The following is a 26,617-nucleotide window of genomic DNA, read 5'->3' as shown; positions in this document are numbered from 1 at the left end:
GTCTGAACTCAGACGGCCTTTATTTATTGAAAAGTATCAGACAACGCCTTATGCCGCGCTTTGCAGTCATTGTATAAGCCGATGACTTGCAACGACCACGGCAACACGTCCGCGCCTGTTCCGCCCTCAAGTTTAGGCAGGTTTGGGCATGGTTGCACAAGGTCGGCCGGCGGTTTAATCGCCGTCGGCAATGGCGGCGTTGATGACTGACAACCCATCAGAATCGACGCAAACATTGCGAAAGACAGGCTTTTCGACAATCTTTTGCACTTGGACATATCTCACACGCTCCTTTTCTTCACGCACGGCTTTTCCTGACTGATACTTTTCAGAAATAACCTGATCGGATTTAGCTTTTTCAATTGCGGCATCTTTCAGACGGCCTGAAATTTCCGCCGCCATTGATTCACGTCCGCGCTTGTATTGGGCGGCATGGTCGTATTGCCACGCGCTGACAACAAGCATGGCACAAACCAGCACCGTAATCAGCTTCCAGTTTTTAAGTAGCAGGCTGTTCATAGGTTTTCAACATCGCTTTGTAGTTTTTAATTTCGCTTTCGGCAAATTCAAACGCTTTCAGGTCTGCTTCTTCGCCTGCCTGTTTGCGCTTCTCTTCCCATTCGGCGATACGCGCTTTCAGAAATTCGACAGGATTCATGATTACCCCTTAAACGTGCAAGCCAGGCAAATAGACAGTCTTGCCGTTCTTCTTGGTTGCCGTCATGATTTGGTTGCGCATTGGGCTGTTTCGGCGGAAACCTACATGCACCCATGCACCATCTCCACGTTCAGGGAACTCAAGAATCAACTGGTCAAATGTGATTTTCCCTTCATCGCGCATTTTGATAATCTCTTTCGCAAACGCCAAAGAGGTTAGGCCAACAGCATCACAATCAGCCGCCAAGCCGAAACGATGGGCGGACGTTGGACTGCCACCTACCAGCTTGTTTACGCGCTCACTGCGGAAACAGCTTGTAACGATGATTCCGCGGCCAACATAGGCGCGGATTTTCTCAAGCTGTTGCGCCGTGTAATAGATGTTGTCCATTTCGGCAGATGACGGCTTGTTCTCAATACCGGCACGGCGTGCAGATTCGCTGCGTGTCAATTCTTTTAAGCTAAAGTGTTCAGTGATTTGCATTTTTACTTCTCCATTAAAAAAGGTCGTCCGAACTTTCAGACGACCTGCCGTTACTCTTTACTATCGATAAATTTGTCAGCCGTTTTCTTCGCCCACTTCTTCATCATTCCCGGGGCAAGGGTTTTGACGGTATCCATCGCATGACCTGTCAAAATGCCGACAAACGCGCCAGCAATAGCACAAGTCCAAACTTGGTTAACCATCAAAAACCGTTCCACTACCGCCGCCGCTGCCACTGCCGATACAACCGCCTCGAAAACACTCGAAACGATTTTGTCGTGGTCTTTAATGCTTGACCACGCACTACCGACAATGCCGCCCCCTATGGCAAACAGGTAGCCAAATTGGAAAAAATCCATTATTCCCCCTTTAGGCTGTCTTTCAATTTTTCGCCCGAAAACAAGAATTTAAGTGAGTTATTGCCAGCCAAAAGGCACAAAAAAGACAGAATCGGCGGTATTACCATACCCGTGTGAGCAGGCGGGAACGCTCCCCAAAACGCCTGCGCCGTCAGATACCAAATAAACGCCGACACTAGCAACAAATAGCCTGAAAAGACGTTTCCGCGGTATGACTGCCAGTACATCGCCGCCAACTGTAACAAACCGATACCGCCGAAAACTGGAATCAGGATAGATTCGGGTATCGTTTTGAATTTGTAATAGATAGGCCAGTTATAAATATCGACAGGCGAGAACGCGAAAACGGCGGCATAACCAATCATCGACAACCCACTGGCAAACTCGACAACACGCGTCCCCGTACCAAACAGCCACTTCTGAAAACGCACAGGCAAAAAACGCCATTCCAAAACATATTTAACCCATTTCAATGAGTTACTCATTTTCCATCTCCAAATAAAAAGGCCGTCTGAATATTCAGACGGCCAGTTAGCAAGTAACGAGGGCCTTTGCCATTCTCGCCTGCGACATGCGTGACCAATGGTTCGGACATTTCTCCACCCCTATTATTTATCTTTGACCAGTTCTGCACCCGAAAAAGGGCTTTTCTCGTTTGCCGTATCCGCCACGGATGACAACGCCCAATCAATTAAATCAACATCACGCGGCGGCGGAACATTGAGCATCAACTGAACAGAATTGACCATCTTCTTACCGGCTTTACAGCAGCTATCGTCATAATAGCTACCAATAGTAACCCCATAAACACCATAGCCATAATCCAAAGAAATTCCCGCTACAACATGGAACGAAGTCGGCACTCCCGTTTCTTCATCAACAATATTTTTTCGCAAACCGATAATATTTTTACTACTCATACAACCTCCATAAAAAATCCGTCTAAAAATAATTAGACGGCAAACATTAAAAATTAGGCGATTGGCACATTAACCAATTTTCCGGCGCAGCTTTTCGGGTTGTTTCACTATTATTTAACGCCACCGGCACCAAAATCTGCAACGACGTATCAGAATGACGATACCCACAACCACCCCAAAACGTAGCATTTCCGTATCTACTGGTATTAATATTCAAAAGATTTCCCAACTGATTCATCAGGGCAAAAGCGTCATTAAACTCTTTTTCCTGCCGTTGCGCCCATTCATTTCCCATTTGCTCATACCATGCGGCGGCGGCATTGCTTCGAGCCAAAGATTCAGTCTGCAACTCTTTCGCCAAGGCATCTTCCGCATTCTGAATCTGATCTTGATAATACTGAGTCTCAGAAACAGGGTTAGCTTTGCTGTAAAAAACAATATCCCCGCCACGCACTACCTTTGACACTTCGAGCATCTTATTGTACTGCTTGTAAGATGCCGCCAAATTTTCCGCCATCCGACCATTGAACGCCGATAACAGCCCAACCTTGAACGACTGCCATTTCGATAAATTAAAACGCGGATCACCATCCCATGCGTCTTTTAAATAATCCGAATATTTATAGTTCAAAATCGGCTGATAACGAGGTATATTGCTCAGATTCCATCGAAAGACATCATCAGGCGTAGGTGCCGGCGTCCGAATACCGGAAGCCGACCAAAGACTATGAACACCCGCACTCATACCTGGATCAATTTTCTGACCGAGCAGATATTCGGCTGACTCGTAGCCCAAAATACCAACAGGCTGGCAAACCCGATTAAACAGATACCCGCCGGTGACAACATATTTATAACCATCACCAGACGGCATCTTTTGCACGCTGCTTGCATCAGGATTGATACTCCCAAGCAATTTCAAAGGCTTCATGCTGCTACTGTATTGCTCGTACTTTAGCTTTAATTTCGGGCTGCCTTCCAAATAGGTTGTAACCCTATCCCTTAAGGCGGCATCTTCACCGCTGGATAAAGTCGCAACAACGTTCGCCAAGCTTTCACGCGGCTGCCTTTTATCGACGCGCGAAGTAAAGAACCATCGCGCCCGCTCCACCTGACCAGTAATCAGATTTGACGGACGAGCAGGCAAACCGAAAGTCTCCGCAGTTGCCGAGCTATCACCTGTCGCCATTACATAATTTAGTAACGGCGACGAAGGGTTGTACATATCCAACCCAAACTCTTCAAACACATGCACCGTCGAACATCGACACAAATACTGATACGGCAAACCTGCGGTTTCGTAGAAAAAGATTTCAAGCTCCGTTCCACCCGTCATTTCAACGACCATAAATCCCGCGCCAAGTGACACATTGCTATATCCGCTATGCTCATGCTCAACGGTTGCAGTACTCCGAAAGGACATAGTTACAGGCATTCCCGACACAGGATTACGACCGGACTGCAAACTGCGTAATACAAAATTCCGCTGCTCCTCCTCAGTCAACACACCCTGCATCTTCTTCCTCAACAACGCCGCATTTTGAATATCACCACCCGATTTGAGCGCATTGCACATTAATTCAGCCATTTCCCATTTTTCACGGTCGTAGCCGTTGCCCCAGCCGTGTATTACCGACGGAACAATACCTTTTGCACCCTCAAAAAACCATTGATCACTGTACAGCGGCAGCAAAAAACGAATGCCCCGATTCAGCGAATTGTAATAGCCCGGATTAGAAATATTACCAACCGGATTATTCAAATTCATGGGTCGGATAGAAATAGAACGACCGAGATGATGACTAAACGGCAAATTTTTACTGGCATCATCAATCGCCAACTCCCGCCCATCTTCAGCAACAATCCGCAACAAAGATGGGTGAGTCCCCTGGTTAAACGGATATCTCAATTTCAGACGACCTATATATCTCGGAACGAATACCCCGTAATTACACAAATCAACGCCGTTGTCGTTGTAAATCGACAAACCCCAATCATCAGTTGAAATAGCCATACAAAAAATTCCGACCAGCAAATGCCCCACCGCCAAAATAAATATCAGGCCAGAAGCGGGAATGATAAAAATTATGCGCCCAACACAGCATCCCATTTTTAATATAAAGCGGAGATAAATGCTCCACCTCCGGCGGAGCATTGAAATGAGATTGCGGCATCAGGAAAATACCCTTAAAAAAATGACGACGAGGGAACAGCATATCAATCGGAACCATGCCCGTCTCAGAATTGCCAAGATACAAAACACCTTCAACAACCAACGAAGATTCCAGATTCAAATCAATTTGCCGCCCATCGCTGTCAAAACAAAAAAGTCCGTAATCCATTACCACAATCCCGGGCGATAGCCCAACAAAATCCGCAATCCGCCTGACGAATCGCGGGCAACAAAACCATGCTGGTTCATTACCACACTCCCGCCACCTGCCGCAGAAGACGATTGAAAATCTCCATTCGGATTGACGCTGAACGTCCCCATCCGCAACGTACCCGCAACAATCGTCGGCGATTGAATCGTCTGACTTGCCGCAATATGCCGACCGTGAATCGTACCGTCTGCAATCAAATCGCCATTCAGACCAAGCGTTGACCGTCCGTTTTTCACATCCACAACCATCGCAGGCACGATCTGATTGCTGTTCGGATCGACAAACATAACCTTATCGGCCATCATCATGATATGACCTTCGGCAGTCTTGCTGTCCGCACCTACCGCAATACCGGAAATCGCCCGTCGTCCGTTGCCGAATGCCTGAGTCTGCAACGAATACAGGCTCTTCATATTGCCTTCCAAGTCACTGACGACCTTTTTAACTTCGGTTACAACGGCCGTGTCAATTTTCAGCGCCTTGACTTCCTGCTTGACCTGCTCGGAAATTGCCCGACGGTCTGCCTCGCCCAAACCTTTAGGCTGATTGACCAAAGCAAACAAATCACGCGACAGCTCGTCTTGAGTGATGCGACCACGCATCTGCGCCAAAATCGGAGCAGGGTCGGGGTCGGAACGACCCGCCACAGCGGCGGAAAACTCCCCCGCATTACCGGCATTATCGACAATACGCACCCAAAAATAAAAAGCGTCCGTTACCGAAACACCTGCAAGCGTGTAGGTCGTTTGCGGATACGCAACCGTCGCCAATTTTGTTGCGACTTCAAAATTATTTTCCCGCGCATACCAAATTTCAGACGACACATTCTTCATGACCGTATCGGGCAGATACCAATCAAGCTGCACCGCGTTCATCTTCGCCGTTGTCCGAACACCGCTTACCGTGTAATCAACACTCCAACCTTTCTCAATCGGAGAAGACAACACCCCGCGCGCATTCCGCCCGCGAATTTCCGCGCGATACTGACCATTTGGCAGGTTTTGCAGCGAAAGATCAGCCGTCTGAGCATCAGGAATATGACGGTACAGCTTATTATTGCGGTAAATCTTAATATCATAAGATAAAACGCCGCCGTCAGCAGTTAAGTTATCCCACGAAATTAACAACTTATCTCCGTCCGACTTCACATCAGGCAAAGACAGTTTCGGGACGGCTCCGTGAAGCGTCGTAACATCTGTATCAAACCGCGCGCGGTTATCGACCGCGGCGTATTTTTTCGGGTCGTGCAAAATACCCGAAACCTCAAAAGTACCGTCGGCGGCGTTTTCTTTCGTCCCGATAACCCGATACAGGCGTGGTTTGACGCGTCCAATTAATACCCAAACGCCGCCAGCCGCCGAATCGACAACCTCAGCAAGCTCCAAGCGGTTTTTCTCAGGCTGCGCCATCACTTTCAGCGACTTGATACCCACCGCCGTCTCGACAGACAACTGCTTACCGACCGCATCTTCGACATCGCGGTCAAGCGTTACCGACAAGCCCGAAACAGCAACCAAACGCCCAGACACTTCCGCGCCCGCATAATCGTTGTCCATGATTTGAACAACGTCATACGGCAAATGGCGCAAACCCTCACGACCGACGGTAAACTTGATTGCCGACTGTTGCCGCAACTCCGTTTCCAGCATCCACGCGCCGTATCGCGCTGCCTGACCGCGAGAATCGCAGCCAAACGCCGTGATTTGCTTGATATTCAGACCATAACGCTTGATTGCCTGCTGGTCTTCGACGTATTCCGTTTTCGTTCGGTACCCGTCGTATTTGTCCACATACTGCACGATGACCGCCGTCGTAATCGACTTGTACGGAACGCCCGAATACGCAAACAGCCCGTCTTTGACATTGCTGTTGTTGTAAATGGCAACCGGGTCGGAATCCGCGTCCATCACCAAAGAAAAACGGCTGCCATCCCAAACAGGCAGCCCGCGGAACACGCTCGCCAAATCCAGCAGGAACTCACCCGCCTGACGCCGATTGGTAATATAGGCATTACAAACAAAACGCGGCTCCTTGCCGCCGAAGCCGTCATCGACCAACTCATCGCAGTATTTGCCGATCTGATACAGCGTCCATTTATCAATATCAGCAGATTTCAGACGACGTGCCAACGTGGAATAACGCGGCTGCGTCAACACATCATAAAAAACCCAAGCCGGGTTGTTAGTCCAAGCCTTTTTAAACGAGCCGTCCCAAACCGTACCCGAATAAGTCCGTTTATCAGGGTCGTAATTAGACGGGACATTGACCAACATCCCGTCAATCAGATAATTTCGGCGCGGGTTATTGCTGCCAAACTGGTCGGAATCCATCGCCAACGCCGCCAAAGCCGTATGCGGATAACTCAATTTCGCATCGATAATCTCGACATAGCTGGCGAAATACGTTTTATTGACTACCTTGTCAGTATTACTATCAGGCGTAGCCCGGGATACACGGATATTGAACGGTGCAGACGGCAAATTTTCAAACAACACATCCTGATAATATATACCGCTTGATTTTTCAGTAAATTCAACCGTCTTAGACGCATAAACACCCTTATTGTCAATAACTTCGACAACCATAGCCGTTTGAGCCGGATTCGTATCGCCATTTTCTTCGACGCGGTAATTTCGCTCGACACCGACCGTTACCCGCAGGCGGCTGACCAACTCATCAGACACCGCCCGCACCACCTGCGCGCGGTTTTTGACCTCGACCGACACAGGCACGGCACGCTCCGAAGCATCAAAGCCCGGAATATAAGTTTGATCGGGCGTACCGCGCTGAAAGAAGCCGACCACGCCCTTAAAATTAAAAGACCCGTCAGGATTCTGAACGGGCGTATCATCAAAATAGACAGACTTCCACGGCTTATCGTTGCCATTGGCGAAACCCCTGATTTCGCCTTCACAAATCGCATCGATAATCCGCAAAGACTGCGCCGAATTCAACGTATTCGGAGCTTCATACGGCGTAGATGCGCCGCCACCTGATTTACCGCCCATTCCAAAATCCTCAATCTACCGTATAAACCGCCTCGTAATTCATCGCGCGGACGGAGTCGTTTTCAAAATCAGTGTTATATTTCTGACCGTTCGGCGCCGTTGCCGCAACGCCAGTCACAAAAGTTTTCTTCATGCCCAAAGTCAAATCCACCGCCATCGGGTCGGAATTGCCATTAGGATTTTTAATTTTCGCCGCATCAAAAACCATACGGACGACGCTGTTGCCGTTTGCCGCCGTACTGTTGCCCTCAATCCGCCGAGATTCGATACCCTGCGACACCACGCGGCTGCCGCAATAAATACGGCCATAGGCAAGCGGCATCGACTGCCCTTGAGCCGCCGTATTGCTCAGATTCGAGAACGAGCTGTTCCGGCTGCTTTCAACGCCTTTTCCCTGTTCAAATTTCGGCGGCTTAGTCAGCATTTGAGCCACGCCGCCAGCAACCATACCGACACCCGCCACAACAAGGCTCGCACCGCCCGACCAACTCGTCAGCGCACCGACAACAATCAGCGCCGCGCCTAAAACCGTCTGAATGATTCCGCCGTTTTTGCCCGCGCCTTGAACGCGCGGCACAATATGCAGCACACCCTCGGCAGGCTGACCGAATCCGCTTTTCAATTCGCCCTCAGACCAATCGCGCCGACCGAAACGCACCTGATAAAACCCCTGCCGCAGCTTTTGCCGCAACGCTGGAATCTGCACCGTCAGCGCGTGAACCGCCTCAGCAGGGCTGGCAACCTGCAAATCAAAACGGCGGCCGCATTCGCGCAAACCGCCGTACAAACACACCGTAATCATAAATCCACCGAATGCAGCAAATCATTTTCGACCGCCTGCAACATTTCAGGCTCAAATTCATGGAGTCGCCAAACGCTATGCACACGCTCAGACCACCACTGATTAAACGGCTCTCGCCGGCTCAACTGGTTATAAGCATGATGCAAGATTTGCCCATCGCCCAAATACAAAGCCGCGTGGTTCGCATGACCGCCATAACTGGTCAAAATCACATCCCCGCCGCGAAGGCCGTCTGAAACACGGACAAACCCGACACGCTCGAAATGTTTGCGCAAATACTCATGCTCAGCATCATCATCAATATCGCCGCGCGTGTGATCGGGCAAATCAATCCCCATCAACATAAACGCATCACGAATCAATGCCCCGCAATCAGCCTTGCCGTACTCAAACACACGGCCACGCAAATGCGGACAACAGCGGAACTGCTTTAGACGACCGCCAACTGCCAAAATCCACGGCAAACCCGTCTGAATCTGCATCTGACGGTCAGCTCCCGATAAGAACGGCTCACCGTTTGGATGAGAGTGGACAACCGCGACGATTTCGCCGTCTGCCGCCAACGCCTGCCAACCTTTCGGATTCATCTCAAAAGTTTCTTCTGGGTTTTCGGCAATATTGTCTATGGCAAAAAAACGCCGACCCTTATCATGAATATCCGCAATCGCACCACACATTTCCTGCGGCGCGTACCCGTCAGCAAACCAAAAAATCAAATCTTGTATTTCGTCCGAAATCTCAATCATGCCCCACCCACCTTATCCGCACTCGGAAACCCGCCAAACGGCAACACAGCCGTCGCACCAAACCGCGCCCGACAGCCCGTCAAGGTCCCACTGCAAGCATCCTTTTTAATATCATCCGTCGGCATATCCAAACGGTCGGCAACCGCACGACCCGCATAACCGCAGCCCTCGCCGCGATACTGCCAAATACAGGTATTCGCCATCATAATACGCGACGGGATGACCGAGCCGTCCGATTCAGACGGCGCAGCAAGTTCAAAGACCGCCCATTCCGCCGTCAGACTCGTCATCTGCTCAATGACGTACTTCCCGATAATTTCCTGATTCGGATCGGCGGTCGGATTGCCGTCTTTAAAGTTCGCCGCATCCAAAAACTTCGCATACGTCAGACGACGGACGACATCCACCCCGACCAATTGGTTATACTGGTCAGCCGCGCCGGTCACAAACCCGAGCAGGTTTGAAACCGTCAGCGTCGGACGGTTGCCCGCCCCCTGCGAAGTCGTTTCAAAGCCTTCGGCAGAAATAGGGCATGGCGTATATTCCTGCCCCTTCCAAACGACTGCCTGATTCAGTTCGTTTACCTGATTGCAGAAACGGAAAACTTCCCCGCCCAAAGCGCGGAAATCCACCTCCCACATCTCAACCAACGCATCCTGCTGCGTAGCCGACAACGCCTTGAGCATCGTTCCCGACATCGCCTTCATTCGCGCATTCATGCCATCACCTCTTCAAATTCCGCCGACAGCTCATACACCTTGCCGCCCTTCGGAGTTTCCGTGTACTCGACAACCTTGACCAACAAACGCTCACTACCGGGCGGCGTCCAGTAAAACGGCTCCACCCCGCCACACGAATCAAAAAAGCCTTTGATTTCGCTAATCAAAGGCTTTTTACCCGCAATACGAATCTGCCAAGTCTGCATTTTTGGTTTCAGCGTCAATTTCTGCCGCTGCTCATACCCATTGCCAAACTTGACCGTCCGAACATTAAACGAGTGTTTCGCCGTACTTTCCGACGTAACCTGCCACTTAAAAACCTTAGCCATAAAACCTCTTAGACCGAATCAACGGCTGCTGTGATAACGACCGCCGACCCGTGCCACATTATTGACATACCAATTTTCAATCATCGCAGGCAGAGCCGCGCCCAGTTGCTTCGCCATCTCAACATCACCATCAACCGACGAATCAGAAGACCCATCACGATTAATCGTAATGTTTACCGTCATGCCACCCGTACCGCCGCCCAAAGCAGCGACCTGCGGCGCAACGCCGACCACTCCGCCCGAAGCGTAGCGGTTTTTATTGATAGCCTCCAACAAAGCACGATGACGGCGGGTCGAAGCCGCATTAATAACGAACTCGCCATTAGACAGCAACGCAGGGATACTGTCGCTCGTCGCCGTACCAGCCCCCCAAACAGCACCGCCGTTGGAGAATTGCTGCACAACACCGCCGTCTTTGAATCCGCCACCACCCCAAGCACTCATCGCCGCCTTCATCGCGTTGAACAACGCCATCTTAATCAGCATCTTCGACAAATCTTGCAGGATAGACACAGCCAAACTGCGAAAATCAGCCTTGCCCGTTGCCACGAAATCAGCTAACGCATCAGACATCTTACCGAGCGACCCCGACACAGCATCAGACATACTTTCGCGCATCGACTTGAACGAATCCGAATAATTCCGCATGCCGTCCGAAATACCCGCCAGCCAATTGTTATCAAACGCATCCTTGGTTTCTTTCTCCAAGCGCAACCGCTCTTGCAGGCGGCCGTCATTATCAAGCTTGGCAGTCTGCAACCTCTTAATGACATCAGCACTAGCACCCGAAGCAATAGCCTCAGCAATCAGCTTGTCGTACTTCCGCGCAGCAGTCAGCCGCTCAACCTCCTCACGCGACTTACCCAGCAACGACAACTCAAACAACTGGTCGTCGAAATCACGCTGCCCTGCCGTCTCAAGTTCGCGCAGCGCATCCGCGTATTTCTTCGCATCTTTCGTCAACTGAGCCTGATTGTCAGCCTTGACCGCCGAATCCATAGCCGCCTGACGCTCAGAGGCCGACCATTTCTCAAAGGTTGGGTCAGACAGCAACCGCAACTGTTCCGCGTAGGTTTTATTCAGATTCGCAGCAGACAACGACAGCTCAGCACTCGCAGCGAGCTGGCGTTTCCCGAACTCCTGCTCCCATTTCTGATAGCCGGTCAGCTCAGGCTTACGCTCTCTCGCCTCAGCAAACAAACCGGAGCGGGCCATCGCCTTAGCTTGGCCGCCAACACCGCCGGCAAAACGTGCCGCCGCCTCTTGAGACCGCCAATTAAAATGCCAATGGTCAGCCGTCGATTTCGTGCCATTCTTGTTGACCTGCCCGCCGACTTCAAATTTCACATTAAAGTCTTTGCCGTCTTTGAAGCCCAAAGACTCAAAGTATTGCTTAATCTGCCGCGCAACCTTCGCCTTGTCTTCACTCTTCAAAGACAGATTAGGAGTCATGTCAAATGCCAAACCCTTATTGTGAAAACTATTTTTCCCAATATGGTATTTGTCGTTTACCGCACCAAATCGAACCAGTTTATTGCCCAAAAACTGCTGCATCGCGTGCATCGCAGCATAAGTACCGCCAAACGCACGACCACCTGCCTCAGCACCGGGCTTTAAACGCAGACCGGCAGAAGTAGTCGGAAATAAATTTTTATCCCCGGACGACCTCGATGATTTCTTAGCCTCACGCGCCTTTTCAGCCGCCAATTCTGCTTTGTGCTGCTGACGCAACTGAGCAAGGTACTTTTCCGCATCGGCAATCTGTTGCTTACTGCCATGCTTCCTAAGTTTATTAAGCTCTTCCTGCCAGAACTGTTCTTCGCGCGCAAATCTCTCAGCCTTACTCTGAGTCTGGTCTCTCAGACGGTCGAAATTAGCGGCAGCACTGACCGAATCAGCCTGCTCCTTTCGGATAGCGGCGGCCTGCTTCTGCGCCTCATCACGCATCTTGATTTGCTTTTCCAACAAATCAATTTCGCGCTTCGCCGCGTCAACCTGCGGCTGCGTGTACGGATTTTCAGGAATTTGCTGCAGAAACAGCCGCTTTTCAGCCAACCGGCTTTCCAGCGTAGCCTCCCGCCCGATGGACTTCATATCCTCCCAGGCTTCCGAAGCTGCCTTCTTAACCGCATTCCAGCCGCGCTCAATCGCGCCCAGATTCTCCAAAACACGCTCAGACATCTTCTGAGATTCGTCCGAGAACTTACTCTGCACCAAAGCCACAGCTTCCTGCTGTCTGCCTTGCTCAATCAAAGCCCGCGCCTGCTCATAGACATCTGCATTCAGCGTTTGGTACACGCGCGAAAACTTGACGACGGCCTTCAACGGATCGTCTGCGATTTCCTCATAGACGCGCGCCAAATCCTCCACGCTCTTGCCCGTAGCCTTAGACTGCAAGACCACAGACTCAGCAAACCGACCATAGTTTTCAGCCGCTACCGAGCCGCTCTCCACAAAAGCCAATATCGCCGAGCGAGCCTCAGACCATCCGCCCGTCGCATTACCGACAGAATCGGCAACCGACAGCAGCTTACCGGCCGATGCGCCGGCGCTACCACCGGCAAGAATAACAGCCGCAGAAAACCGTTGCGATTCCTCCGATCCGTCGTAATACGCCTTACCGACAGCCCCCAATCCGGCAATCAATCCGCCAAGAGCCACCGTCGCAGGATTGATGCTTGCCGCCAATCCCTTGAACATATTGCCGAAGCCGCCGAACGAATCACGGAGCTGACCGCCTTGTTGCAAAGCGACCATAAACGGATTCTGACCGCCGGCCAACTGCGTAATAATATCCGTGAATTGCGCCGGAACCATACGCATTGCGCTGTTGTATTGGCCAACAGTAATATTGTTCAGCTTAAGCTGATTCTCCTGCTGCTTCAGAGATTTCGTCACCTCACGGATTTTGGCCACATCCGCGCCGCGTTGCCGCGCCAACGTCTCATAATAAGCAGCCGTACCACGGCCACCGGCTTCACGCACTGCGATTTCGCGCTGCACAGAATTAATAATCGACTGAGTCGCACGCTCCTGCTTCTTGGTCAGCCGTTCGGCCTCTTTGCCAGCCTTATCATACCCGGCCGCTACCGCCGCCGCGCCTGCCGCCGATTCCTTACCGGCTTCCTTCGCCGCCTTGCCGATATTGCGCAGCGCGACTCCTGCCTTCTTCGCACCATACTCAATTTCGGTGACATCCAACCCAGCCTTAATCGTATTTTCAGCCATCCTTCTTTTCACCCATTATCGACAAAGCCTCGCGTTCCATCACGCGCAAAAAACCAAACAACTTTTTTCGGCGGCGTTTTTTGATACCCATCATATCCATGGCAACATCAACGGCGTTGTAATCTAACGCGTAGGCTCCCGCCATGTTGACTCGCCACTGCCCGGATACCGCCAAAAACAACTGCACCGCCTCCCAATTGTTCGGCCACACTTCCACCTCATCAGACAAGACATCGGAATCGTCAAACCCGAAAAGGCTCAACGCAGATACCGTCTTCTCATCGTCCGAAAACATCGCACGGACGGCGGCAATTAGTTTTTTTCGCGTGCACCGTCATAGGCCAAATAATAGGCATCAATAATTGCCACGCCGGACTGGGGATATTCGTTCAACAGGTAAGAAATATTCTCAGCATTCAGCTCATCATCGAAGCCCCAAGACTTGACGATGTCCAAAACAATTTCAGAATCGCTGACAGAACTGTCTTTGAGTTTGTCGCCCAATTCCACCAACGCAGGGCGGTTTTTCCACACAAACTCAAACTCAACAGCCAAATACTCGCCGGCAGGAACAGGGATTTTTACTTCAGTTTTAAACGTAGCGGCATGAGCCAATTTCAATTTAGACATTACTTTTTTCCTATAAAAAAAGCCGTCCGAAAACGGACGGCAAACACTCAACCCAAAGAGAAAGAAACCATAAAATCAAAAGTAGCGGTTAAACAAACCTGCCAGCGAATACGTCATATTCGCCGTCATGATTTCGTTACGCACCACAGTCGGCATAGCGCTCATGCTCACATAGCCGTTGTAAACGACCACGGATTTATTCTTCAGCACAATGCGCAACGGAGTCAGCTTGCCGCTGTCGCTTGCCGCTTTCGCAGCCTTATAGCCTGGCAAGTTCGGGTCGTCGGCAATTTTGAAAGTCATCGAACTGGCAGACTGAGTTGTCGGAATCTTACGGTCGACGTCTTCTTCCAAGAAGCCGTACTCGTAAAATTGCTGCTCACCGCCCTCAGACGACAGCTCCATAATCTGCGTAATTTGTTGCCAAGAGATAACCTTTTGGCAAGAGCCTGCGCCCGAGCCGGCAGGATATTTATTCAAATCGCGCGTATCAATACCATCGAGCTTGAAACTGTTTGCATCAACGCTTGTCACACGGAACACGCGCTCATTCAAACCGCCCCAACCCGAAACGATGGCAACATAGTCGCCATTCACCAAACCATGCGCAGCACAAGTCGCCACAGCCTCTTCCGCATTGGAAATTGCCGTGATTTTCTTCTCTGCTGCCAGCCCAGTTGCAATCTGCACAATCGAGCCATTTGCCAAAGTAACAGCCATAATAAAACCTCAAAAAATACCAAATAAAAAGGCCGTCTGAAACAGACAGCCGCCGTCAAACCGCAACCTAAGCGGTAATCACAAAATCTTGAACCATACCGCGCCGGTCATCATCCAAAACAACCGACTCAGCCGCCGACACAGCATAAGCCTCAAGCGAAGACAAGACCGACTTTTCAATCTCAATACTCTTCGCAACCGCACCCAGCCTGTCAACATCCCACACCGAAACAGAAAACCGCACCTGATAGCCGTCTTCCTCCAGCGGGTCGATAAACAAATTACCTGCGCCGCCAACGCGCTGCACAATCACCAACGGAAATTCAGCTTCTTCCGGCGCGAAGTCATGGTACACATCAACATCAGGCACAGCCTGATTGATGGCCCTAATCAGCAAGCTGTCCATTGACCACCTCCAAAACCGCATTCAACATCGCCGCTTCCATCTTTTCTTCTTGGACCTGCAACGCAATCGATACAAACGGACGACCGGCGATAGACTTGCCGTTTTTACGCTTTACACCGTTATGCACCATATAGCCATAAGGGACAGCCTTCAGCGAATCCCCACCATAACGGCTGTTGCTACCCTCTCTAGCACGCCAGCCGACCTGATACACAGCGCGGCGGCCGTCAACCGATGCCGACTTATCGTAAAAAGCAAAAACTGAGCCGCTTAAATCGCCCGGCTCAAAAACATAACGCTTTTTACTGCCATCCGCATTTCGACTGCCCTTACTGTAAAAATAATGGCGTTTCTCACTACGAGGAGCCTGAATCTTGACCTCATCACGCAACAATTCCACGCCTTTAAACGCCGCCCAGCGCAGTTTCTCGCCTACTGCTTCCGGCAAACTGTCAAACCGCGCAATCGCATCGGAAAAATCCGCATCAATTTCCACTTTCATCAGGCAGGCTCTCACACGTCAAATCCAAAAATTCACGCCGGCGCAAATCAGGAATGACCGCGCGAATCACATAAATCCCATTCTCCGTCTTGACGCGCATATCAGCAGAAATACCCGTTCGCCAGCGAATCCGCACAGAAGCGCGTACCGAAGCCGTCAACACATCATTCCGCATCGTCTCCGAACCGGACACATGGCGCACATCAGCCCACAATTTAGCCAACGGCCGCCAAACAGACACCGTCGCACCCGACTTGTCCTTTTCTTTCACCCGTTGGAGAATCTCCACACGGTGACGCAACTGCCCAGCATTCATACCTGCTCCAAACAAAAAGGCCGTCTGTATGTTCAGACGGCCTGTTTAACCTTAAATCTTCTTAATACTTTCTTCCCACTGCAAACGCTCCTCCTCCTCAATCGCCCGCTTTTCGGCCTCTTCTTTTTCCTTTTTCTCGTCCTGAAGCCTATTCTCTATTTTCTCCACTTCATCGGATACATTGCTGTCATAAACCATAATGTATATTTCATTATCAGGGCATCTTCTTCGATCATACAAATATAGATTGCTCCCACTTAACGGATTTCCTGACAAATCATCTAAAAAGTTTTTGAATATGCCCGCATTCACGCCCTCTATGGAGGGTAATAAAATGATAAATCTCTTCGCCTCTTTTACATGAATGCAACTTGAGCTGTTTATCGCTTCTTCCTCGACAGATTCAATACCGTACTTATCCGTCAAAGCCTTAGCAATATGGAAAGCCTCATTCCTATCTTCAACAGCCCTTGCAACACCACCCATATCTCCAAGGTCATACGCATCAAGCGTATAATGTACTGCTATGTAGTACAACCTGCCTTGATGAAACTTCATCAATATTTCTGGAGCGGTAAAATCTTCGGTCAAAGCCAAATCTTCATACACCCATCTGTAAGACGACGGATAAAGGTCATCTCCTTTCAAAAGCCTCGGTTTCTTACCCTGTTTCTTGGCAATCATTTGTTTGACGTACTGCTCGGAATCACCAATCTTCAGAAAACCGATACCGTCCACCAATGGTTGCGCAACCGTAGCAGCAGATATCAAACAACCAACTACCAAAGCTGCAAAGCGTTTCATCTTTACATTTCCTTGCTTGATTTAATCAAATTTCATCATGCCAAATTATATTTCTCTTGACAAGCATTTTCTTTCTGCTTTACATTCCGATTCACGAGGCGTCGAAAACCTCAAAACAAGCGGCATTCACCCCGTCAGCGTGAATTTTTTACGTCCATTCGATTCTTTGGTTTCCTTTTGTTTGTTTTGATACCACCGAAGTTTCCTATGGCCGCGAGGGCTGAGAATACAAGACCTGCTTCGGCAGGGAATAATCACGGCCTTTCTTGTTTAGGTTTTCGAACCTCGCGGCCGCCCAACTTGGGCAAAACTTCGAAATCAAAACAAGGAAACTTCAAATGAACCAAGTTCAAAACATCTCTTTCCACGGCCAAACCGTATCTGTTTTTTCTCAAAACAACCAACACTACGTCGCCATGAAGCCGATATGCGAAAATATCGGACTGCAATGGGAGGCACAGTTAAAACGCATCCAGCGAAACGCTATTCTGAATACAGCTATGTCCATGATGGACACACCTTCAAACGGAGGCAAACAAAAAACCGCTTGCCTACCCATCGACTACCTCAACGGCTGGCTTTTCGGCGTGGACGCAAAGCGCGTTAAACCCGAAATCCGCGAACGCCTGCTCACTTACCAACGCGAATGCTTCCGCGTACTCAACAACCACTTCAACCAGCCAAAACAAACCATCAAGCTCCCCGCGCCGGCAAATGCCGATATTTTGGCAACCCGGGCAGAAATGCACAGCATCCTGAACGCGCTTCAAGCCGCATCGACCAGCTCCTTCGTCGATACCTACGGCAGTTGGGACGCGAAAATCAGAGGCATGGTCGGAAACCGCCTCCATGATTTAGACTTTTACCAACTCTCATCGCTGATACAAAAACTCATCAAAGATTTACCCAAATACATCTTGGAAAAACACCCCGAAATCCTAAGACGGATTAAGGAAGAACGCTACAGCTTCGACCGCCCCGCCGAAAACCTGCCCACCCTGCCGGACGCGGCGGAGAAAAAACCGCGCCCCGCACCCGCAAACGCCGCGCCCGCCGCCCCAATGTATGACGAGAAGCGCGACCGCCGCCAGCGCGACGAACTGGCGCAACGCTACGAATCCGACATCGCCAGCCTGCTGCTGTATTACGGCGAAGCCACCGACCGCAAAAACGAATGGGCGCAACGGATCAAATGCGACGCACTCATGCAAACCGCCCACCTGACGCGGGTATTGAACGAGGTTTGGAATAATTTCATCCACGACGAGGAAAACCAAAGCCTTTCCGACTACGACTTCAAACAGGCCATACTCGAACTGAACCGCCTGCACTGCACGATTTCGGATGCGGCAAACGGCTGGTAAGCCCCGTACAGGCCGTCTGAATTTCAGACGGCCTCTTTTTTCTCAACCGGATAAAACGTAGAGATACCACGGAAAAAACGCTCACCGACCAAACCCTCGTCGCAAAGCGCGCCAATATCATTTCGAGCAAAAATCCAGCCGCTCCAACGCCATTTGCCAAACACCTCATTGGCAACAGCCGTCGCCGTGCAACCCGGATTGTTTCGGATATACGCCAAAACCGCTTTCTTATTTGAAGTTTCCATAATATGTAATGTGTAAAATCAAAAAACCGCCCGAAATCTGCCGTTCGGACGGTTTTTTATCTTGGCTCACACTCAAACACGGCAGCCGTAAGCCTTAGCTGCACTCGAAGAAGTCGGGAAACGCCGTATTAATCCCTAATCAGAATAAAAAGCAGAAGAGCGTTTTTTGGCGGCACGGTTTACGCTTAACCGTCAGGGGATCCGGCTACACACCGGGCAAATTTCGATACGGCTCCAACAACCTCCGAGCCGCGCGTGGCAATCCGGCAGGACTATCCTCTCGGACGGAGTACAAATAGCCGACAGTCATCAGGACGGCATTCTGAATAGCTGGATTAAGCACCACCCCATTCGTTTCGCCGTTTTCCTCAGCTTCCTTCGCCGCCGCAGTATCTCGATACAAAGGACGGTTCAGATATGCAATACAGTCAGCCGTGGCCGCATCTAAATAAAGGCGAAGCAGATCATCTTCATCTTCACCATCAATACGAAGATGAAGCTTGACCAATTCCAACGTAATCATCGCTATTCCGTTTTATCTTTTTGGCCGTCATCACCTTGACCATCACCGGAATCTCTGCGTTGTTTTTTACCGCCTTTACCACTTACTTCGACAGCACCCAATTTTTCGGCCACTTCCAAAAATTCTTCCGGAATCTCATCGCCGACATTGTAGCGGACAGGATAAATCTCACCGTTCGGCACACCATAAAAAGATTTAATAAACTTTGCCATCACATTTCCTTTTCAAATAAAAACGCCGCCTGAAAACTAAAACGCCGCTACCCATACAGGCGGAAGCTCGCTTTCAGACGGCCTGTTCAAATTAAGCCGCTACTTTCAGCAACACGCAGGCTTCCGGATTATCTACACCGCCGCCAACGCGTTTAGTGGTATAGAACTGAACGAACGGCTTATTCGTATATGGGTCACGCAGAATGCTCACACCCTTGCGGTCAAGAATCATATACGCGCGTTTGAAATCGCCGAAAGCGATACACAGCGCATTAACGGCAACATCAGGCATATCGGCAACCTCATAAACCGGATAGCCGCACAAAGTGGACGGCTGGTCTTGCTGATAGCTAGGCTGCCAGAGGTAATTGTTCTGACCGTCTTTCAGTTTGCGGACGGCGGCAAGCGTGTTGCGGTTCATCATAAAGCCCGCGCCTTGCGAGTATTCGGCAGGCAGCGAATAAACCAAGTCAATGATGGAATCCGCAGAAAGCTCCGTCTCGAAGCCGGTCTTGACAACCTTGATCGCGCCCAATGGATGCTTGGTTGCATTGGTGCCGCCTTCGGCATAGGTCAACAAGCCGGTCGGCTTACCGTTCTGACCGTCACCGCTGATAAAGGCTTTGTTTTCGGAAACAGAAAATTCAGTTTTCACTTCGTCTGCAAGGAAGGTTTCCAAATTGATTTCGGCGTCGTCCAACATTTGCTGAGTAGCAGCCGGATTCGCATAAATCTCGCCTGTTTCAAAATCCAAAGATTTGAAAGTAGGCGTATTAGTTTTAGTGCGGGCATCTTCTTCACCCACCCAGCCACTACCAGCACCGTGCATATTGTACAGTTTGCTGAATTTCGGCTTCGATGTCGGCTGAACCTTAAACAGCTTACGCAGTGGCGATACGGCACGCAGCTTATCGGTAATGGTGCGATCCCATTCTTTCGGCACCAAATAGCCGCCGTTGGAATCATCAGATTTCTTCAAATCAGCGCGGACTTCACCGGACTTCATGAACGACACAGTCGCGTCAACCGCCGCCTGCGCTTCCTTATCCAACTTACCGGCACCGCCGTTCATTTGAGCGGCGGCCATCTGTACGGCAAGGTCGTCGATAGAAGCGCGCAAACCGGCCATCTCAGCATCGGCTTTGGCGGCGGCTGCTTTAGCTTCTTCACTGCCTTGCTGCAACGCAGCAATTTCTTTTTCTTTGCTGTCTTTAAATGCAGCAAAGGAATTGTTCAATTCTGCGAGCAACGCGCCAACATCGGGCGCAGTATTGCCGGCATCGGCAAAGGCGGCAACCAAGCCGCGGACAATCATTGATTTTTTCATACTTAACCTTTCATGGTCTGAATTAAATTTTGCAAGGCTTCCGCCGTTTTCATATCGCCGCCAGCGCACGGCTTGACAGCAGGTTCGGCAGCGCGTGGCGTGCCGTGAAATAAATTGTTGAACACATCACGTCTTTGGGCGCGACTGTATCCCTGTTGAGCAAGGCTTGACTCAATCAAAGCCATCGCCTTCTTCTGCTCACTGTCGCCGGACTGTTCGATTTCCTTCACATCGATTTCGCCGTCAGCAAAACCATCTTCAAGTGCTTTTGATTTCCCAATCCAGCTTTCACGATCCATCATGCCGACGATTTCCGCTTTCGACAGCTTGGAACGCGCGGCATATAAATCAGCCATAGCATCATCAATCTGCGACAACGTATCAATACTGCTTGCCAAATCGTGTCGGTTGCCAATAGCAAGACTCCACGCGTTATGTATCATCAAAAACGAACCGTCACCCATCAGAATCTCATCACCGGCCATCGCAATCACAGAGGCGGCAGAGGCGGCAAGGCCGACAATCTGAACCGTTACCTTTGCCGGATGTTGCGCCAACAGGTTGTAGATTGAGATACCCTCGAAGTAGTCCCCGCCTGGACTGTTGATATTGACGATGACCTCTTTATCGCCGATGGCGCGAAGTGCAGCAGCAACGCGCTTGGCCGTCACGCCCTCGCTCCAAAAGCTTTCGCCAATTTGGTCGTATATCGTGATGACATTGTCGGTTTCGGTTTTCGCCTTGACACCGCTGTCCCAACGGTTTGCCGCATCAGGGCGCATATCGAAAGACAGCGATTTCGGCATAGCAGATAACGCACTAATCTGCGGCAGTTTTTTCAGGCTCATAATTCTTTCCTTGTTGCGCCTGCCTCAAAGTATCGGCAGACTTATCTGTTGATTTTGGCAGGTCGGAAATTTCACGCACTTCATTTTGCGTCATCCATGCGCCGTGTCCGCCACTACCCAAAGCTTTGGCAAAAAATTCCGCCTGATTCTCCAAGCTGCCGCGCAACAGCGCACCGGCATTAAACTTGAATATCAAGCGGTCTTGCTCAGCAGGCGTAAGCAGAGATCGTGTTAATGCCTGCTCCCACATCGTGAACCAAGGCAGAAGTCCGTATTTCAGGAAAAACACCCCCAATTCACTGATACCACTACCCCACGACGTGTCATCCATCATCAGCAACGGGCGCGGAACACCAAACATCCGCGCAATTTCCTCGATTTGATGATTTCGGTTTTCAATATGCTGAGCATCAGAAGCAGTGTTTCCCCACTTCTCAGCCTTCAGTCCTTCCTCCAAAATCATAAAACGGCCGGCATTCTCCTTACCGCTATACCGATTCTGTAATGATTCCTGAAGCTGGTTGTACGCCTTATCGCTTAACGCCTTATCTGTTGCCAGATAACCGCCAGCCATTACACCTTCCGAGAAAATACGGCTTGCCGCGTCCTCAGCATCAAAAGCAATACCCAACGCCCGCTTCGCCAACTTCACACGGCTCATACCCTCCAAGCCGTCGTCGGTTAAATCTCGCAGGTGCAATATCTCTTCCGCTTCAAAATCCAGCAAACATCCGTCTTTTCGTGTAACCACATAATGCACGCTCCAATCATCACGCTGCTTCACCTGTACAGATTTCGGATGAATCGGCACAAGCTGGATGACCTGACCCCGTGAACGGATAATCAGCGCATAGGCATTGCCATATTGCAAAACATGGCTTTGCATCAAACTCTTGAACTCATAGGCCGTCTGAAACTTATTCGGCTGCCGTTTCAGCAGTTTCCAAACAGGATGCTCCGTAGCAGTCTCACGCCCGTCATCGTTATGCAGCACATTCAGCGGCAACATCCCGATACTTTGGCTGATTAACGTGACACACCGATACAGCGCGGCATTGCACAAAGCCTTTCGCCCATCAATACCCACACCGCCGCCGATTTGACCGCTACGGATAAATTCCAACAACGCAGGGTCATTCAACCCCTCAAAAACTAAGCCGCCCGAGTCAGCACGCGGGCGGCTTTTGTTTTTGGCTTTCTTTTCTTTCGCCATATCCTATCTCACAACATTCTGATTCCGCGTGTTTCATAAACCGATGCGCCTTTTGCAGTCGGATTTAGCGACAAAAGCGACACCGCATCAAACATTGCCATCAGCGGGTCGATTTTCGCCGAGCCGCTCGCCTGCTTGGTAATCAAAATACCATTGGCACGCGGCTCGACACGGGCATTCCCAACCACCCAATTCATCATCGCGCTGCCGCTATGGATAAAACAGCCCTCTGCCAGCTTGCGCTCCGCCGTCTTAATCGCTGCGCCCAGCTTCCAGCCCTGCGACACCCCGACCACAGCATCTTCCGGAACGCCATATTCCAACATCGCGTCTAAAATCGCACCGACCCCGTGCGGGTCAAGGCCGCATTTATCCAGCAAACCGCTCTGATAAACCCGAGCAACAAGCCCAGCCACCTCATCGCTGTCATCGCCGATACGGTTGACGATGGTCAAATCGCCATGCTTGACAAAATCCAACAACGCCGGCGCGATTTCCTTGCGCCGCTCCAACACCGACGGATGCGCCCAAGCATGAAACCACGCCGCCCACATCCGTGGATTGTCTTTCAGACGGCCAACGGCAGAAATACCCATTAAGTCATCCAATCCGCCGCCGTCAACGCCAATATCGATGACCTCGCAGTGTTGAAGCATCCAATCCAAGTCGATTTCGGGATTTTTCCCGCTATCCTCCCAAAACTCAGCACCGGGCCAATAATCAGCAGTTAGCGACAAGGCAATCTGCACATTCAAATGCTTTGCCATAAACCGACGAAGCGCGATTTCGCCATCTGCTTTAGCCGTTTCAAATTCACCCATAAGGTAAGCTTCTGAAACCGAAGCTCCAATATTAGGGTTCGTGACATAAAAGTTTTCAGGCAGACGGTACGTTCCGTTATCCAACATCTCCTGCGGGTACTCATACAAGACCGGCAACATACGGTTATCAACACGCTTACCGTCTCGGACTTCACGCGCTCGCTTGAGTAAGTCTGCGAATACGCCTGCCGGTGCCTCATCGGACATCGTCGAGAGGTAAATCACAAAGCCTTCCGGACGACTGGCCAAGCCACCTTTAGCCTCGGTAAACATATCAGCCGCTTTTGAGCGTTTTCCAAACAGCCAAACCTCCTCGATTAAAACGCCGGTGCCTTTGATACCGGCAACGGTATCGCTTTCAGCGGCAAGAATCTTCAGCGTTGCCCCAGTGGTTCGGTGCGTGATCGTCCGCGTATGGTCTTGCACCTGAAATAAGGCAGAAAGCTCTTCATCGGCCCGTATCATCGCTTTCGCAGGCTTAAAGCTATTGTTTGCGACCTCAACAGTAGGGGCGATAATGAAAAATTCAGCTTCACGCCGCCAATTCAGAATCAGCGCAGTCAACATTACCCCGGCCGCCAAGGTAGATTTCATGTTTTTCTTGCTAATCAACAAGAAAAACTCCTGAATCAACCGTACACCGGAATTAGGGTCGTATGCGCCAAAAATAGCCGAAACAAAGTCATATACCCATTCGCGCGTGACTTCGCCCATCATTGGCTCACCAGGCACATCCACCAAGCGCAACTGCTTGAAAATGCGCAACGCCATTTCGGCAGGCTCCTGATACAACGGAGGAAACGGAATCAGGCTTTTCCTGCCTATAATTCGTTCTTTCCAATCAGGGCAAGCGGTTGACCAAGCTTTTTTCAACATAATCTACCCTGCACCGGCTCAGGCGGCCTCATTGGGCTGAACTTACCGCCAGCAACATCATGGGCGCGTTCGCGTTCGACATCCTTTTTGCCCTGATCTGCAACCTTGCCGTGAAAATATCCCAACAACGCCTTGGCAGCATCAATCTGCTGCCGATTTAAAGAAATCACCCCCAAAGAACACAAAATCAACTGGTCCTTCGGGTCGGTTTGGTCATAGCAAACGCCATCCAATTCAATCGTAGTGCCACGAACGACAGCACGCTCACGCGCCGACAACGCAATCCTGTCCAAACTTTCCGATGCCTCCGTAGGCTTTTCCGAAACAGGCACAGCCTGAACCGGCTGCACATCCGAAACTCCCGCCGCCGGAGATGGTTCGATAACAGTAACCGGCTCAGGAGGCTGAAAGAGCTTCAGGCGTTCGATTTCCGCCAAAACATCAACATCTTTTGCCAAACGACTGCCGCTTGCGCTGGCCGTCTTTTCGCTATATCCCGCTGCAATCGCAGCCTCTCGGTTCGACAACCCTCGCAATTTCGCTTTGGCAAACAATTCCTTTTGTTCGTTCATTGCCATAGTGAAATTCCAATAAAAAAAGCCGCTTTTTAAAGGCGACTTTTGTAGCATAAAATGCTAAAAATTCAATGTTAAACAAGCTGTTAAAATGTAGCTTTAACAGTTTCACAGAAGAAAAAATTCTGCACATGGGAGGGCGGGGGGTTTCCGAGGGCAAGCCCTGTGAACTTTTGACACCCCCACCCTTATCAACCAAATCCGCGCCGACGATTTTCGCCGGCGGATTTTTCGGCATGACAGATTTTGCAAAGCGTTTGCAGATTTTCCATTTCATCTCTGCCACCATCCGCTAACGGAACGATGTGATCACACTCGGCATTCTTTGGAAGCACCACACAACCGCACTGCCTACACTGATACTGGTCACGAATCAACACAGATTCGCGCAGGCTCATCCAGCTACGACCGCGCATACGTTTTTCCGCCGTCTTTGGCGGTTGCTTCACGGCGATTCTGTTTTGCTCAACAGGTCGGAGCCGTGAAGCAACTTGTTTTAATCGACCCATAAAATTCTTTCCAAACGCAAAAGGCCGTCTGAAAAATCAGACGGCCTTGCCACGCTTTTTTTGACTGAAAATAAAAAAGCCGCGTTTCCTGCTCACACAGTAAAACACAGCTTGACATAATTTAAACAGATTTCCCCCAAAGGGTCAATAGGCTTTTAACAACTTTTTAACAGATAAATCCGCCACCAAGTTAAGCCTAGCATTTGAAAGCCGCCGCTCATAAGCCTTTCGCGTAATTCCCAATGCCTTCGCTTTTGCTTCTTGAGTACCTATTCGCCGGTATTCAACCATAATTACTTGTCGGCGATTAGGATTAAGACGGCAGATTGCTTGGTCAACCAAACTCCCTATTCCATCTCCGTCAACGCCATAAGGCAACAATGCCCGGAAATCATCACGCGGCGGAAGCTCGCCCGACGCCATCAACCGATTGAACCGGCTACAACCGAAGCCCAAGCCGTTATCCTCTCGCTTGGCAGACCAATCAGCCCACCATTCCAACAATGTTTCAAGTTCAAATTTCATTTCCAGTCAGTCTTTGTTTCACGCTGACCATCCCTAGCCGCCGTCGGAATCCGCAGGGCTTTATTTTTGAAGGGATATTATATCAAAATTTGAATAGAAAAATTCAAAATGAAATTATTTTTTACGATGAAAACTTGCAAGCCAATAACAATATGGGCTTGTGCCATAAATTTTAAAAACCTGTGCCATTGTGCCATGCGCTGTGCCATATTTTAAATCGCTGAAAGCCTTATGGGGCATGGCTTTGTGCCATTGTTCCATAAATTTTTTATAAAATCTCGCATAAGAAAAAAAAATTATCCAGCCACAAAAAAATATGACACGGTATATATACACCGTGTCATATTTTGAAAACCTATAAATTTTTTCTCGCGTAAAGCAAAAATCGCTGAAATTTATGGAACAATGGCACAAAGCCATGCCCCATAAGGCTTTCAGCGATTTAAAATATGGCACAGCGCATGGCACAATGGCACAAATTTATGGCACAACCAAAAATCCAAACTACAAAACGCGCCCGACAACTCTGCCGCACGCGTTTTGAAAATATCATACATATGTCAGA

The 26,617-nt window shown here is 50.1% G+C and carries 35 protein-coding genes; 2 read left to right on the top strand and 33 right to left on the bottom strand.

The genetic code is table 11. The features are described 5' to 3' along the window. Window positions 1–23: 23 nt before the first annotated feature. From O3682_RS03365 to O3682_RS03260, 22 genes are all read right to left on the bottom strand, one after another. Window positions 24–191, bottom strand: a complete 168-nt coding sequence (locus O3682_RS03365; protein ID WP_526023249.1) for a hypothetical protein — start codon at window positions 189–191, stop codon at window positions 24–26. Further along, window positions 175–519, bottom strand: coding sequence for a hypothetical protein (locus O3682_RS03360; RefSeq protein WP_371508425.1), 345 nt, complete (start codon window positions 517–519; stop codon window positions 175–177). The genes O3682_RS03365 and O3682_RS03360 overlap by 17 nt, the downstream gene beginning before the upstream one ends. Continuing rightward, window positions 500–658 (bottom strand): hypothetical protein, encoded by a 159-nt coding sequence (locus O3682_RS03355; protein ID WP_371508423.1) that lies wholly within the window; start codon window positions 656–658, stop codon window positions 500–502. Before O3682_RS03355 ends, O3682_RS03360 begins: the two co-directional genes overlap by 20 nt. A gap of 9 nt (window positions 659–667) precedes the next feature. Next, entirely contained in the window at window positions 668–1,141 is a 474-nt protein-coding gene (locus O3682_RS03350; protein ID WP_049344747.1) for a D-Ala-D-Ala carboxypeptidase family metallohydrolase, read from the bottom strand. Window positions 1,142–1,191: 50 nt separating this feature from the next. Further along, complete coding sequence (locus O3682_RS03345; protein ID WP_371508422.1) at window positions 1,192–1,500, bottom strand: hypothetical protein; 309 nt, start codon at window positions 1,498–1,500, stop codon at window positions 1,192–1,194. Next, on the bottom strand, window positions 1,500–1,985 hold the full coding sequence (locus tag O3682_RS03340; protein WP_371508419.1) for a hypothetical protein: 486 nt from the start codon (window positions 1,983–1,985) through the stop codon (window positions 1,500–1,502). Before O3682_RS03340 ends, O3682_RS03345 begins: the two co-directional genes overlap by 1 nt. Window positions 1,986–2,108: 123 nt before the next feature. Continuing rightward, entirely contained in the window at window positions 2,109–2,420 is a 312-nt protein-coding gene (locus O3682_RS03335) for a hypothetical protein (protein ID WP_371508417.1), read from the bottom strand. Between the two features lie 46 nt (window positions 2,421–2,466). After that, entirely contained in the window at window positions 2,467–4,434 is a 1,968-nt protein-coding gene (locus O3682_RS03330; protein WP_371508416.1) for a hypothetical protein, read from the bottom strand. Continuing rightward, window positions 4,418–4,762 carry a hypothetical protein gene (locus O3682_RS03325; protein ID WP_371508414.1) on the bottom strand — a complete coding sequence of 115 codons (345 nt, stop codon included), beginning with the start codon at window positions 4,760–4,762 and terminating at the stop codon, window positions 4,418–4,420. The genes O3682_RS03330 and O3682_RS03325 overlap by 17 nt, the downstream gene beginning before the upstream one ends. Next, on the bottom strand, window positions 4,762–7,812 hold the full coding sequence (locus O3682_RS03320; protein WP_371508412.1) for a TipJ family phage tail tip protein: 3,051 nt from the start codon (window positions 7,810–7,812) through the stop codon (window positions 4,762–4,764). The genes O3682_RS03325 and O3682_RS03320 overlap by 1 nt, the downstream gene beginning before the upstream one ends. Before the next feature lie 10 nt (window positions 7,813–7,822). After that, entirely contained in the window at window positions 7,823–8,614 is a 792-nt protein-coding gene (locus O3682_RS03315) for a tail assembly protein (RefSeq protein WP_371508410.1), read from the bottom strand. Further along, window positions 8,611–9,360, bottom strand: a complete 750-nt coding sequence (locus O3682_RS03310; RefSeq protein ID WP_371508408.1) for a C40 family peptidase — start codon at window positions 9,358–9,360, stop codon at window positions 8,611–8,613. The genes O3682_RS03315 and O3682_RS03310 overlap by 4 nt, the downstream gene beginning before the upstream one ends. Further along, a complete protein-coding gene (locus O3682_RS03305) occupies window positions 9,357–10,079 on the bottom strand; it encodes a phage minor tail protein L (RefSeq protein ID WP_371508407.1) in 723 nt (240 codons plus the stop codon). The genes O3682_RS03310 and O3682_RS03305 overlap by 4 nt, the downstream gene beginning before the upstream one ends. Then, complete coding sequence (locus O3682_RS03300) at window positions 10,076–10,408, bottom strand: phage tail protein (RefSeq protein WP_371508405.1); 333 nt, start codon at window positions 10,406–10,408, stop codon at window positions 10,076–10,078. Before O3682_RS03300 ends, O3682_RS03305 begins: the two co-directional genes overlap by 4 nt. 18 nt (window positions 10,409–10,426) lie before the next feature. Then, complete coding sequence (locus O3682_RS03295) at window positions 10,427–13,636, bottom strand: phage tail length tape measure family protein (protein WP_371508403.1); 3,210 nt, start codon at window positions 13,634–13,636, stop codon at window positions 10,427–10,429. Then, the gene (locus O3682_RS03290; RefSeq protein ID WP_371508401.1) at window positions 13,629–13,931 is read right to left on the bottom strand and encodes a DUF1799 domain-containing protein; all 303 of its coding nucleotides are present in this window, start codon (window positions 13,929–13,931) and stop codon (window positions 13,629–13,631) included. Before O3682_RS03290 ends, O3682_RS03295 begins: the two co-directional genes overlap by 8 nt. 17 nt (window positions 13,932–13,948) lie before the next feature. After that, window positions 13,949–14,266, bottom strand: a complete 318-nt coding sequence (locus O3682_RS03285; protein WP_371508399.1) for a phage tail assembly chaperone — start codon at window positions 14,264–14,266, stop codon at window positions 13,949–13,951. 75 nt (window positions 14,267–14,341) lie between these two features. Beyond that, complete coding sequence (locus O3682_RS03280; protein ID WP_371508397.1) at window positions 14,342–14,986, bottom strand: phage tail protein; 645 nt, start codon at window positions 14,984–14,986, stop codon at window positions 14,342–14,344. 67 nt (window positions 14,987–15,053) lie between these two features. Further along, on the bottom strand, window positions 15,054–15,392 hold the full coding sequence (locus O3682_RS03275) for a hypothetical protein (RefSeq protein WP_314459148.1): 339 nt from the start codon (window positions 15,390–15,392) through the stop codon (window positions 15,054–15,056). Further along, window positions 15,373–15,894, bottom strand: coding sequence for a hypothetical protein (locus tag O3682_RS03270; protein WP_371508395.1), 522 nt, complete (start codon window positions 15,892–15,894; stop codon window positions 15,373–15,375). Before O3682_RS03270 ends, O3682_RS03275 begins: the two co-directional genes overlap by 20 nt. Then, entirely contained in the window at window positions 15,878–16,210 is a 333-nt protein-coding gene (locus tag O3682_RS03265; RefSeq protein WP_003681001.1) for a phage head closure protein, read from the bottom strand. The genes O3682_RS03270 and O3682_RS03265 overlap by 17 nt, the downstream gene beginning before the upstream one ends. Window positions 16,211–16,261: 51 nt before the next feature. Then, window positions 16,262–17,014: a hypothetical protein gene (locus O3682_RS03260; RefSeq protein WP_003681002.1), complete on the bottom strand. Its 753-nt coding sequence runs from the start codon at window positions 17,012–17,014 to the stop codon at window positions 16,262–16,264. A 338-nt stretch (window positions 17,015–17,352) separates the two neighbouring features. On the opposite strand from O3682_RS03260, the gene O3682_RS03255 reads away from it, so the two are divergent. After that, the gene (locus tag O3682_RS03255; RefSeq protein WP_371508392.1) at window positions 17,353–18,378 is read left to right on the top strand and encodes a phage antirepressor N-terminal domain-containing protein; all 1,026 of its coding nucleotides are present in this window, start codon (window positions 17,353–17,355) and stop codon (window positions 18,376–18,378) included. A 23-nt stretch (window positions 18,379–18,401) separates the two neighbouring features. Here the strand turns inward: O3682_RS03255 and O3682_RS03250 are convergent, their stop codons facing one another. The 11 genes from O3682_RS03250 to O3682_RS03200 all read right to left on the bottom strand — a co-directional run bounded on the left by O3682_RS03250 (window position 18,402) and on the right by O3682_RS03200 (window position 26,313). After that, window positions 18,402–18,623 (bottom strand): hypothetical protein, encoded by a 222-nt coding sequence (locus tag O3682_RS03250; protein WP_371508391.1) that lies wholly within the window; start codon window positions 18,621–18,623, stop codon window positions 18,402–18,404. A gap of 205 nt (window positions 18,624–18,828) precedes the next feature. Next, window positions 18,829–19,146, bottom strand: coding sequence for a head-tail connector protein (locus O3682_RS03245; protein ID WP_371508390.1), 318 nt, complete (start codon window positions 19,144–19,146; stop codon window positions 18,829–18,831). A gap of 2 nt (window positions 19,147–19,148) precedes the next feature. After that, window positions 19,149–19,358: a hypothetical protein gene (locus O3682_RS03240; RefSeq protein WP_371508388.1), complete on the bottom strand. Its 210-nt coding sequence runs from the start codon at window positions 19,356–19,358 to the stop codon at window positions 19,149–19,151. A gap of 91 nt (window positions 19,359–19,449) precedes the next feature. After that, the gene (locus O3682_RS03235) at window positions 19,450–20,685 is read right to left on the bottom strand and encodes a phage major capsid protein (RefSeq protein WP_371508386.1); all 1,236 of its coding nucleotides are present in this window, start codon (window positions 20,683–20,685) and stop codon (window positions 19,450–19,452) included. Between the two features lie 2 nt (window positions 20,686–20,687). Next, window positions 20,688–21,533 carry a head maturation protease, ClpP-related gene (locus tag O3682_RS03230; protein ID WP_371508385.1) on the bottom strand — a complete coding sequence of 282 codons (846 nt, stop codon included), beginning with the start codon at window positions 21,531–21,533 and terminating at the stop codon, window positions 20,688–20,690. Beyond that, entirely contained in the window at window positions 21,505–22,746 is a 1,242-nt protein-coding gene (locus tag O3682_RS03225; RefSeq protein WP_371508384.1) for a phage portal protein, read from the bottom strand. Before O3682_RS03225 ends, O3682_RS03230 begins: the two co-directional genes overlap by 29 nt. Before the next feature lie 8 nt (window positions 22,747–22,754). Further along, the gene (locus tag O3682_RS03220) at window positions 22,755–24,443 is read right to left on the bottom strand and encodes a terminase large subunit (RefSeq protein ID WP_371508382.1); all 1,689 of its coding nucleotides are present in this window, start codon (window positions 24,441–24,443) and stop codon (window positions 22,755–22,757) included. Continuing rightward, window positions 24,437–25,072, bottom strand: coding sequence for a terminase small subunit (locus O3682_RS03215; RefSeq protein ID WP_371508380.1), 636 nt, complete (start codon window positions 25,070–25,072; stop codon window positions 24,437–24,439). The genes O3682_RS03220 and O3682_RS03215 overlap by 7 nt, the downstream gene beginning before the upstream one ends. Window positions 25,073–25,209: 137 nt before the next feature. Continuing rightward, window positions 25,210–25,467, bottom strand: a complete 258-nt coding sequence (locus O3682_RS03210; RefSeq protein WP_371508378.1) for an HNH endonuclease — start codon at window positions 25,465–25,467, stop codon at window positions 25,210–25,212. 204 nt (window positions 25,468–25,671) lie between these two features. Beyond that, window positions 25,672–26,052 carry an RNA polymerase sigma factor sigma-70 region 4 domain-containing protein gene (locus tag O3682_RS03205; RefSeq protein ID WP_371508377.1) on the bottom strand — a complete coding sequence of 127 codons (381 nt, stop codon included), beginning with the start codon at window positions 26,050–26,052 and terminating at the stop codon, window positions 25,672–25,674. Window positions 26,053–26,166: 114 nt separating this feature from the next. Next, a complete protein-coding gene (locus O3682_RS03200; RefSeq protein ID WP_371508375.1) occupies window positions 26,167–26,313 on the bottom strand; it encodes a hypothetical protein in 147 nt (48 codons plus the stop codon). A 136-nt stretch (window positions 26,314–26,449) separates the two neighbouring features. Here O3682_RS03200 and O3682_RS03195 point away from each other — a divergent pair, with 136 nt between their 5' ends. Continuing rightward, on the top strand, window positions 26,450–26,596 hold the full coding sequence (locus tag O3682_RS03195; protein WP_371508373.1) for a hypothetical protein: 147 nt from the start codon (window positions 26,450–26,452) through the stop codon (window positions 26,594–26,596). Window positions 26,597–26,617 lie beyond the last annotated feature (21 nt).

It is taken from the genome of Neisseria sp. 27098_8_112 (assembly GCF_041433235.1).
Lineage (GTDB): Bacteria > Pseudomonadota > Gammaproteobacteria > Burkholderiales > Neisseriaceae > Neisseria.
The sequence above is the reverse complement of the archived record's forward strand: the minus strand, read 5'-3'. Positions and strand labels throughout refer to the sequence as shown.